General features: G+C 61.0%; 8 protein-coding genes. 7 read left to right on the top strand and 1 reads right to left on the bottom strand.

The window, feature by feature from the left end:
• The 3 genes from VNX23_RS13835 to VNX23_RS13825 all read left to right on the top strand — a co-directional run.
• The coding region (locus VNX23_RS13835) for a hypothetical protein (RefSeq protein WP_325630854.1) at positions 1-382 on the top strand (382 nt) is incomplete at its 5' end.
• A gap of 20 nt (positions 383-402) precedes the next feature.
• Positions 403-1209 (top strand): site-specific integrase, encoded by an 807-nt coding sequence (locus tag VNX23_RS13830; protein WP_325630852.1) that lies wholly within the window; start codon positions 403-405, stop codon positions 1207-1209.
• A 123-nt stretch (positions 1210-1332) separates the two neighbouring features.
• Complete coding sequence (locus VNX23_RS13825; RefSeq protein WP_325630850.1) at positions 1333-3708, top strand: xanthine dehydrogenase family protein molybdopterin-binding subunit; 2376 nt, start codon at positions 1333-1335, stop codon at positions 3706-3708.
• A gap of 185 nt (positions 3709-3893) precedes the next feature.
• Here VNX23_RS13825 and VNX23_RS13820 read toward each other — a convergent pair whose 3' ends face one another.
• Positions 3894-4694 (bottom strand): hypothetical protein, encoded by an 801-nt coding sequence (locus VNX23_RS13820; RefSeq protein WP_325630848.1) that lies wholly within the window; start codon positions 4692-4694, stop codon positions 3894-3896.
• 167 nt (positions 4695-4861) lie between these two features.
• On the opposite strand from VNX23_RS13820, the gene VNX23_RS13815 reads away from it, so the two are divergent.
• The 4 genes from VNX23_RS13815 (at position 4862) to VNX23_RS13800 (ending at position 10246) form a co-directional block, all read left to right on the top strand.
• Entirely contained in the window at positions 4862-5359 is a 498-nt protein-coding gene (locus VNX23_RS13815; RefSeq protein WP_325630847.1) for a YaiI/YqxD family protein, read from the top strand.
• A 3-nt stretch (positions 5360-5362) separates the two neighbouring features.
• On the top strand, positions 5363-7174 hold the full coding sequence (locus tag VNX23_RS13810; protein WP_325630846.1) for an ABC-F family ATP-binding cassette domain-containing protein: 1812 nt from the start codon (positions 5363-5365) through the stop codon (positions 7172-7174).
• Between the two features lie 167 nt (positions 7175-7341).
• Complete coding sequence (locus tag VNX23_RS13805; RefSeq protein WP_325630844.1) at positions 7342-8424, top strand: D-TA family PLP-dependent enzyme; 1083 nt, start codon at positions 7342-7344, stop codon at positions 8422-8424.
• Between the two features lie 610 nt (positions 8425-9034).
• Positions 9035-10246 carry a GNAT family N-acetyltransferase gene (locus VNX23_RS13800; RefSeq protein ID WP_325630842.1) on the top strand — a complete coding sequence of 404 codons (1212 nt, stop codon included), beginning with the start codon at positions 9035-9037 and terminating at the stop codon, positions 10244-10246.
• Positions 10247-10484: the final 238 nt, after the last annotated feature.

Here is a 10484-nt window from a genome sequence, read left to right as displayed (position 1 = left end):
AGGCCGCCTGATGTCTCACTCACTTGAAGAAGTCGCCGCTGAGCTGCGCAAAACGACGCGCTGGTTCAAGGAATGGCTGGCTCGAAACCCGGTCGATGAAGCCGGGATTCCCTTTTATCTTAAGACGGGCAGAACGAAGATTTTCGAGGTTTCAGATATTGCCCGCATCAAGAGGCACATGCGCAGGAGCGAACAATGTCGCTTAAGCTCTATAGGCGTAAAGGCATCTGGCATTATCGAGGAACAGTTGGGCCGGTTGGCCGCCGACGTCTGCTTAGAGGATCATGCAAGACCGAAAGCAAAGACGTCGCAGCGCGCCAGATTGCCGAGATCGAAGATCGCTACTGGAAAGGTCATTTCGATGGCCCAGATGCGATCCTGACCTTTGCGCAAGCGGCAAGGATGTATCGATCTGCCGGCAAGTCTGACCGCTTCCTGAATCGCGTCGAGGAATATCTGGGACAAACGCTGGTCAAGGATATCTCGGAAGGCTCCATTCACATGATGGCGATGGACTTGTATCCCACAGCCACCGGCGCCTCCAGGAACCGCATGGCGATCGTTCCAACTCAGTCCGTCATCAATCACGCCGCCAAGTCAAAGCTGTGCTCGAAGATATCGGTAGAGCGATACAAGGTTGAAACCAAGATCAAAGACCCAGCCACGCTGGAATGGGTCAACAAGTTTCGCGAACACTCAGGCCCGCACGTCGGGGCACTCGCCCTCTTCATGTTTTTGACCGGCGCAAGGGTTAGCGAAGCTCTGGATCTGAAATGGGAAGATGTTGACCTTGAAGGCCGCACCGCGCTGATCCGGGAATCCAAACAGGGCAAGGAACGTAAGTCGCACCTGCCAACACCGATCGTCGTTGCGCTCGCAAACCTCGAGCACATCCCCGGACGCGGCGTGTTCGGGTATCAGCAATCGACCGCTCTGAGGAATGCTTGGGAGGGCGCCATAGAGCGCGCGGGCATTAAGCGTCTGACGCCTCACTCATGCCGCCATGGATTCGCCACTGGCCTTCTCAGGCGCGGCGTTGACGTGGTGACGGTAGCTTGGCTCGGGGGATGGCAATCGGCGCATCAGGTTCTCAAGACCTACGGGCACGCGAACAAGAATCCGAAGTTGAACGAGCTATTAATCAACACACCACCAACACACAGTGAAGCAGAGAGTGCAGAAAAGCCAATAAAGACGGGCACTTCTTGAAACAGCCATCAACCTCACATGGAACCATGCCCAATCAGGCGTTGTCGTTCTACGGTGCGTGGTCTATCTGGGGGAGAACGGCTGCAAAAACCGTTCAAAAACCGACCATTTCGGGTACTTTCAATGCAAGATCAACCGTCTCCAACCTCCGTGGAAAACGCTATTGCACTGCAAAAATATGGCGTCGGGCAGCCGGTCCGGCGCAAGGAGGACGACACGCTGGTTCGCGGCAAGGGCAAATACACCGACGATTTCAACCTCCCCAGACAGGCCTATGCCTGGATCGTGCGCTCCAGCCACGCGCACGGCATCATCCGCGGTATCGATACCGAAGCCGCCAAGGCCATGCCCGGCGTGCTGGGAGTCTGGACCGGAGTTGATCTTGCTGCCGCCGATTACGGTCCCTTCACTTGCGGCCTGCCGCTGAAGAGCCGCGACGGCACGCCGCTGCTGCAGACCAACCGCAGCGCGCTGATGACCGACAAGGTTCGCTATGTCGGCGATCCCGTGGCATTCGTGGTGGCGGAGACGCTGGCCCAGGCGCGCGATGCGGGTGAAGCCGTTGTCGTCGACATCGAACCGCTGCCAGCCGTCACCGACCCCGAGGAAGCCGCAAAACCCGGCGCGCCGCAACTCTACGATCACATCCCCGGCAACGTGGCGCTCGATTATCACTTCGGCGACACCGCCAAGGTCGAGGCCGCCTTCAAAAGTGCTGCGCACGTCACCAGGCTCGACATCATCAACACCCGCGTCGCGGTCGTGGCGATGGAGCCGCGTGCCGCGCTTGCTTCCTATGACAGGGCGAGCCAGCGTTACACCATCCAGGTACCAACCCAGGGGGTTGCCGGCAACCGGCTCAATCTCGCCAAGAACATTCTGAAGGTACCGAACGAGAAGGTTCACCTGCTCACCGCCAATGTCGGCGGCTCGTTCGGCATGAAGAACATCAACTATCCCGAATATGTCTGCATTCTCCATGCTGCCAAAGAGCTGGGCCGCCCGGTCAAATGGACCGACGAACGTTCCACCAGCTTCCTGTCCGACAGCCACGGCCGGGCGCAAAAAATCCACTGTGAGCTCGCGCTCGATGCCGAAGGCAAGTTCCTCGCGGTGAAGGTCTCTGGCTACGGCAATCTCGGCGCCTACATCACCGGCGTTGCCCCGCAACCTCTGTCGCTGAACATCGGAAAGAATCTTGCCAGCGTCTATCGCACGCCCGAGATGACAGTCGACATCAAGACCGTGCTGACCAACACCACCCTGATGGGCGCCTATCGCGGCGCCGGACGGCCAGAGGCCAACTATTTCATGGAACGCCTGATCGATCGCGCCGCCGACGAGATGGGCATCAGCCGCCTGACAATGCGCAAGCGCAATTTCATCAAGAGCGCGCAAATGCCGTTCAATGCCGCCTCCGGCATGGTCTATGACAGCGGCGACTTCCAGGGCGTGTTCAACAAGGCGCTCGAAATCTCCGACTACGCCAATTTCGCCAGGCGCAAGAAGGAGAGCCGCAGGCGCGGCAGGCTGCGCGGCATAGCCATCGGCTCCTATCTCGAAGTCACCGCGCCTCCCGGCGTCGAACTCGGCAAGATCGTGTTCGAGGACGACGGCTCGGTGAAGCTGATCACCGGAACGCTCGATTACGGGCAAGGTCATGCGACGCCGTTCGCGCAGGTGCTCTCCTCGCAGCTCGGCATTCCCTTTGAGAGCATCACGCTCGAACAGGGCGACAGCGATCTCGTCCATACCGGCAACGGAACCGGCGGCTCGCGCTCGATCACCGCGAGCGGCATGGCGATCGTCGAGGCCTCCCGCCTCATCATCGAAAAAGGCAAGCGTGCCGCCGCCCATCTGCTGGAAGCCGCCGAAGGCGATATCGAATTCGCCAATGGCCGCTTCACCATCGCCGGCACCGACCGTTCGATCAATATCCTCGAGCTTGCCCGGCGACTGCGCGAAGGCAAGATGCCGGAAGGCGTGCCGTCTTCGCTCGACGTCGATCACACCACTGAAGTCGTGCCGTCGACATTTCCCAACGGCTGTCATATCTCCGAGGTCGAAATCGAGCCCGAAACCGGGATCGTGCAGATCGTCCGCTACACCGGCGTCAACGACTTCGGCACCATCGTCAACCCGATGCTTGTTGCCGGACAATTGCATGGCGGCGTGGCGCAGGGCATCGGGCAGGCATTCATGGAAAACGTCAGCTATGACGCGAACGGCCAGCCGATCACCGGCTCCTTCATGGATTATGCGCTGCCGCGCGCCGAAGACATTCCCGTGATGGATATCGGCGATCATCCAGTGCCGGCAAAATCCAATCCGCTGGGCACCAAGGGCTGCGGCGAGGCCGGCTGCGCCGGCTCGCTTTCGACGCTGGTCAACGCGGTCCTCGATGCGCTCTCCGAGTACGGCATCACGCATATCGACATGCCGTTGACGCCGGAACGTGTCTGGCGCGCCATCCGGGATGCGAAGTCGAAGGCGGCGTGATGTTGTAAGCGCGTTATTGAGTCTGTCTCCCGGTCATGGCCGGGCATAGCCGTTCGAAGAACGGCGTCGCTTCCCTCGCCTATGCCCGGTCATCCACGTCTGGGCCAAACAAGCAAGACGTGGATGCCCGGCACAAGGCCGGGCATGACGAACTTAAAATTGGACGGCAGTGACTTCTGCAATGCCTACGCCGCCGCCAGCTCACGCGGCTGGTAGATCGCCACATGGTGACAATGCGCGAGCGGCGTGCGGCCATTGGCGACGACGAGTGCGTCCAGCTCGACGAAGCGATGGCCCTTCTTCTCGTAATTTGCGGTGACGCGCGCGCGTGCGGTCAGCTCGTCACCATTTTGCGCGGGGTTGAGAAGCTGCATCCGGCTGCCGACGTGAATCCAGGGACCGAGAACGGCGTTATCGACCAAAACCTTGTTCATCACCCGCTGCAGTAATCCCGGATGGCCCAATCCTTCGCGGGCAAAGATCGGATCGCGCTCCCGCACATCCCTGAGATATTCGGCCGCAGCCTCGCCGATCCAGGCCCGCGGCACCGTTCCGAGCCATTGGCCCACTTCATAGGAGGTTGGGCTGACCGGCTTGCGTTCGGCTATCGCTGCAGTTTGCGGAAACTCCGACATCGAGAACGATGGCGCGGAAGCAGGCAGAGAGGCGGTGCCGGTCGCGCAGAGCTCGCCGCGGCTTGAAACTTCGATCGAAATCACATCGTCGTTCTCTTCGCCCGTGACCTCGGCGATTTCGCCGTCATAGACCGGTTTGACGAAACGCGCCTCGATCAATCCACGTTCGAGAAAGGCGCGGCCCCATTTCGAAACCGGCACATGCATCATATAGGCCATGGCGTCGACGCCGGGCACGAGGCCGCCGCTAAAGCCGAACCGGCGCGCGACAGCGTCGTCGTGAATTTTGTTCTCGGAAAGTTTTGAGGTGTTGTAGGCCTCGACGCGGTAGGTCTCGATCAGGCCTGTCATGGCCGTTTCCCTTATTTTGGCTGTCTTTCCGACCGCAATCGTACGCAAAGGATACGCCGGTGCAAGGGTGCCAGCGGCTCGCGCCTTTTCCTCGCCTTTCCCGATCCGATGGGGTACCACGCCCATCTCGCAAGCGAGACGGCGCCTGCCCATCTATACTTCAACCGATGACAGCCATTTTGAACATCACCCGCATCTATGTCGACGCCGACGCCTGCCCGGTGAAGGACGAGATCTATCGGGTCGCGGTCCGCCATCGCATTCCCGTCTGCGTGGTGGCAGGCCAATTCATTCGCGTTCCCCAGGATCCGCTGATCGAACGTGTCGCGGCTGGCAACGCCATGGACGCCGCCGACGACTGGATCGCAGAGCGCGCAGGCGAAGGCGATATCGTCGTCACGGCCGATATCCCGCTGGCAAGCCGCTGCGTCAAGGCCGGCGCCGAGGTGATCGCGCCGAACGGCAAGCCGTTTACCGAAGAGTCGATCGGAATGACGCTCGCGGTCCGCAATCTGATGACTGATTTGCGTTCCTCCGGCGAGGTCACCGGCGGCCCGAAATCCTTCGCCCCGCGCGACCGCTCGGCGTTTCTGTCCGCGCTCGACCAGACCATCCGCCGCATCCAGCGCCGGCGGGCGGATCAACCCGCGCCGAGCCAGGGTTGAGCCATGGCGCCCCCGCTGATCCAGCTGAAAGACATCCGGCTTACCTTCGGCGGCACGCCGCTGCTATCGGGCGTCGAATTGTCGGTGTCTGCCAGCGAGCGCGTCTGTGTGATCGGCCGCAACGGCTCCGGCAAATCGACCCTGTTGAAGATCGCCGCCGGGCTTGCCGAGCCTGACCATGGCAGCCGTTTCGTGCAGCCGGGCGTGACCATCCGCTATCTGCCGCAGGAAGCGGATTTCGCCGGCCACGCCACCACGCTCGCCTATGTCGAGGCAGGCCTTGGACCCGGCGACGACCGCTATCAGGCGCGTTATCTTCTGGAACAGCTCGGTCTTGGTGGCAGCGAGGAGACCGCGCATCTCTCCGGCGGCGAGGCGCGGCGCGCGGCGCTGGCACGCGTGCTGGCGCCCTCGCCCGATATCCTGCTTCTGGACGAGCCCACCAACCATCTCGATCTGCCCACGATCGAATGGCTCGAGAGCGAACTAAAAGCCCGCCGCTGCGCGCTCGTCATCATCAGCCATGACCGCCGCTTTCTCTCCAACCTGTCGCGCTCCACCGCCTGGCTCGACCGCGGCCAGATCAGGCAGATCGACCGCGGCTTCGAAGCCTTCGAAGCCTGGCGCGACGAGGTCTTGGGCGAAGAAGAGCGCGAGCAGCACAAGCTCGACCGCAAAATCGTCGACGAGGAACACTGGCTGCGCTACGGCGTCTCCGGCCGCCGCAAGCGCAACGTCAAACGGCTCGACAATCTAAGGGCGCTGCGCCGGGAGCGACGCGAATATCGCACCACGGCCGGCAATGCCAATCTCGCCGCCGCGGAAGCCGAAAAATCCGGCAAGCTCGTCATCGAGGCCAAAAATATCGGCAGGAGCTATGGCGATCGCAAAATCGTCGAAAACTTTTCGATCCGCATCCAGCGCGGCGACCGGATCGGCATTGTCGGCCCGAACGGCGCCGGCAAAACGACACTGATCGAGATGCTCACGACCGCCAATCCCCCCGACACCGGCACGGTGCGGTTGGGCGCCAATATCGAGATGGCCACCCTCGACCAGCATCGCGAAAGCCTCGACCCCAAATCGACGCTCTCCGAAGCGCTCACCGGCGGGCGCGGCGATCATGTCATGGTCGGCGGCAGGCCGAAGCATGTCATCGGCTACATGAAAGACTTCCTGTTCGCGCAGGAGCAGAGGGGCACGCCGCTGGAAGTGCTTTCCGGCGGCGAACGCGGGCGGCTGATGCTGGCGCGCGCGCTCGCCAAACCGTCCAATCTGCTGGTGCTTGACGAGCCCACCAATGATCTCGATCTCGAAACCCTCGATGTGCTCGAGGAAATGCTTGGCGAATATGCCGGCACCGTGATCCTGATCAGCCACGACCGCGACTTTCTCGACCGTGTCGTGACGTCGGTGATCGTGCCCGAGGGTAATGGCCGCTGGATCGAATATGCCGGCGGTTATACCGACATGCTGGCCCAGCGCGGCGCGGATTTGACGCGCGAGACGGTCAAACCGGCCGCAGTCGCGCGCGAGAGGGCTGCGCCGGCCAAAGCGCCCTCGGTCGCGCCGAAGCGACGGCTCAATTTCAACGAAAAGCACGCGCTGGAAACCTTGCCCAGCACGATCGCGCGCCTCCAGGCCGAGATCGCCAGGCAGCAAGAAGTTCTCGACGACACCGATCTCTATAGCAAAGATCGCATAAAATTCGACCAGGCCTCCGAAGCTCTTGCAAAAGCCGAGAGGGAGCTTCACGAGGCGGAAGACAGATGGCTGGAACTTGAGTTATTGCGTGAAGAGATCGAGCAGGCTTAAAGCGCGATTTCCCCTTCCCCCTGTAAAGGGGGTTGGGGTGGGGGTCAGCTACTCAAAAGCCGTTCGAATTTGACCCCCTCCCGTCTCGCTCAGCCGCTTAAGCGGCCATGCGCGCCGACCTCCCCCTTTCAGGTGGAGGTCAAGACGGCAATGTTTGGAGAACTACAATGACCACTGCCCTTGCCGCCAAAATCGCCCGCGAATACGGCACGCCCGTTGCCGTCATCGACATGGATCGCGTCGAACGCAACATCGTGCGCATTCAAGCCGCCTGCGACGCCGCAGGGCTCGCCAACCGTCCCCACATCAAGACCCACAAGAGCCCGGTGCTGGCGAAGCTTCAGATCGAGGCCGGCGCCAAAGGCATCACCTGCCAGAAGCTTGGCGAAGCCGAAGTGATGGCGGACGCCGGCATCGACGACATCCTGATCAGCTACAATCTTCTGGGCGAAGAAAAAATGGCGCGGCTCGGCGCGCTGCAGGCCAGGGCCAGCATGACGGTCGCCGCCGACAATCCGACGGTCGTCGCCAGCCTGACGCAGGCGGCAGCCGCCTCCGGGCGGGCGTTGTCGGTCGTGGTCGAATGCGACACGGGCAGAAAGCGCGCCGGTGTCGAGACATCAGCGCAAGCCATCGCATTGGCCCGCGAGATCGCTTCGTCCAAAGGGCTTACCTTTGCCGGCTTCATGCTGTATCCGACCGAGAGCGGCTGGGCCGAGGCGCAGAAATTCTATGACGAGGCACTCGAGGGCGTGCGCGCCTACGGACTCGATGCGCAGATGGTTTCGACCGGCGGCACGCCCAACCTGAAGAATCTCGGCAAGCTCAAGGGCGCCACCGAGCACCGGCCGGGCACTTACATCTATAACGACCGCATGCAGGTCGCAGCCGGCGTGGCAACCTGGGACGACTGCGCGCTGAATATCTATTCAACCGTCGTGAGCCGCGCCGGCCCCGACCGCGGCATTCTCGATGCCGGTTCAAAAACGCTCACCTCCGATACCGGCAGCGGGCTCGATGGCCACGGGCTGATCCTCGAACATCCAGAAGCCCGAATCGCGCGTTTTGCGGAAGAACACGGCTTCCTCGACCTTGCCCGCAGCAATACCCGGCCTCAAGTCGGCGACGTCGTCCGGATCGTGCCGAACCACGTCTGCGTCGTCGTCAACATGATGGACGAGGTGGTGATGGTGCGCGGCGAGGAGATCGTGGGGACGTTGAAGGTCGCGGCGCGGGGGAAGTTGCGGTGACGTTTTGGAAGTAACTACCGCTCTTGGGCCGTAGCGGACCTGGTCAGACTTGCCGCTGGCTTGACCCTGTAGCGATTGACCCCAAACGGACATCCCGACCAGAGCAGGAGGCTCTCTGGAAATGTTCGCTTACCGATCTTCCTTTGTAAGGATGGTGTCAGCCGTGAGGCCTAAAATTCAGAAATGGACGACTGGCTGGTTAGGCACATCACACTTCTGGGCATCCCGTTTCAGAACTGGATGGTTGTCACCCTCATGCTGATCTTAATCGCATCGCTGATCAAAGTAGGGGAAAAGAGATAAGGCCGTTCGGGAAGACGATCGTGCGTAGCGCCATCATCTTTCTCGTTTTGTTGTTCTGGCCGTTGTCGCTGCCGAGCGCGGCAAGTGCCAGTCCGATGTCTCTTTACGGTCCGTGGGATCCGCACGACGGCCAGCGCGGAGGTCCGATGCGCTCAGTTGCCGCTCAGGACGTTCTCGGGGGCTGTGGGCGGGGCCGCTACCGCGATCCAGCAACTCGCGGGTGCAGGGACCGGCTGATGTGCATTGAAGGCGGCCGTCAAACAAGACAGTCCCGGAAACAAGACCGACGCGCTCAGCCACCGAAGTCATGACCGCCTCGAGACGCGAGCCGATGCAATTGGCGTGGCGTCTCGAAGTAATTGGACGCGACGATCTGCAGCGCTGTCCGCGCTGGCAGGTCGCTTTCGCCAACGAGCGCAAGGACCATCGGTACTATGAACTGGTCGAGGATACGCTTCATCCCGAGTTCGAATACCGGTATTTCGTTCTAAGGGATGCAATTGGCCAGATTTCCGCCGTGCAGCCTTTTTTCCTGCTGGATCAAGATTTGCTGGTCGGACTCAGTCCGCGCTATCAGGTCCTCATCGACGCTGTGCGCTCGATGTTGCCACGCCTGATGCGGGCGCGCACGCTGATGGTGGGCTGCGTCGCCGGTGAAGGCCATCTTGATGGCGATGAGGCGTGCAATGCTGCCGGCGTTGAGCTGCTGGCTTCAGCGATTGCAAGACGGGCTCGCCGGCTCGGAGCGCAGTTGATTGTGTTCAAGGAGTTCCCGGCGCGATACCGACCAGCCCTCGAGTGTCTGATTAGTCACGGATTCACTCGCATTCCGAGCCTGCCTATGACCAAGCTTTGGATCGATTACGCAAGCTTCGACGAGTATATGAAGTGCGCGCTTAATAGTGCGACCCGCAGGAAGTTGCGCAAGAAGTTTGAGGCGACGGCGCGGGCCTCCGCGCTCGAGATGAGCATCACCAACGACGTGACACCGGTGATTGCCCAGGCTTTTCCGCTGTATCTCCAGGTTTACGAACGTTCGAAATTGCACTTTGAGAAGCTGACGGAGAAGTATTTCTGCGATCTCGGACGACGGATGGGGGACAAAGTACGCTTCTTCCTCTGGAGCCACAACGGGCGGCTCGTCGCGTTTGCAACGTGCATGGTCCACCGTGACGCGATCTATGCCGAGTACATAGGCCTCGACTACAATATCGCCCTCGACCTGCACCTCTATCACTATGTGTTTCGCGACATGGTGAGTTGGGCTATCGCAAATGGGTACAAATGGTTTCGCAGCAGTGGACTGAATTATGATCCAAAGCTGCACCTGAGGCACTTGCTCGATCCGATCGACTTATACGTTCGGCACACCTCCACGCCGATCAACGCAGTGTTGAAGCACGTTTTGCCGGCGCTCGAGCCGACGCGATACGACCAGACGCTTGCGAAGTTTCGTAACTATCAGGAACTCTGGGCGAGGCCCGAGACTAGTCGAGGGTCTGTCGGGCGCTCGGCTTGACCATTCCGCTTAAGCTGCTGTCTAGAGCCGCGACCTGATCGAATGGCGTGTTCATGTCACCTTCGGGCCCTTCGCGTCATTTCGCGGCCGCACAACAATTAGGTCGCTTCTCTAATCGGCCGTTTGAGGTCAAGCACTTTCAGACTATCCGCCACTGCAATGTCGATGTCGCTCACGGGCTCGCGCTTCTCTTCGGAATCGGCACCAGGGCCCTTCCATCATGGGATCCGAGGACGAG

The organism is Bradyrhizobium sp. (genome assembly GCF_035570375.1).
In the GTDB taxonomy this organism is placed as follows: Bacteria; Pseudomonadota; Alphaproteobacteria; order Rhizobiales; family Xanthobacteraceae; genus Bradyrhizobium.
The sequence above is the reverse complement of the archived record's forward strand: the minus strand, read 5'-3'. Positions and strand labels throughout refer to the sequence as shown.

Bases quoted from the DNA above. Each gene is read 5' to 3' on its own strand.
- VNX23_RS13830 (WP_325630852.1), top strand. From the start codon at position 403: ATGTATCGATCTGCCGGCAAGTCTGACCGCTTCCTGAATCGCGTCGAG.
- VNX23_RS13825 (WP_325630850.1), top strand. From the start codon at position 1,333: ATGCAAGATCAACCGTCTCCAACCTCCGTGGAAAACGCTATTGCACTG.
- VNX23_RS13820 (WP_325630848.1), bottom strand. From the start codon at position 4,694: ATGACAGGCCTGATCGAGACCTACCGCGTCGAGGCCTACAACACCTCA.
- VNX23_RS13815 (WP_325630847.1), top strand. From the start codon at position 4,862: ATGACAGCCATTTTGAACATCACCCGCATCTATGTCGACGCCGACGCC.
- VNX23_RS13810 (WP_325630846.1), top strand. From the start codon at position 5,363: ATGGCGCCCCCGCTGATCCAGCTGAAAGACATCCGGCTTACCTTCGGC.
- VNX23_RS13805 (WP_325630844.1), top strand. From the start codon at position 7,342: ATGACCACTGCCCTTGCCGCCAAAATCGCCCGCGAATACGGCACGCCC.
- VNX23_RS13800 (WP_325630842.1), top strand. From the start codon at position 9,035: ATGACCGCCTCGAGACGCGAGCCGATGCAATTGGCGTGGCGTCTCGAA.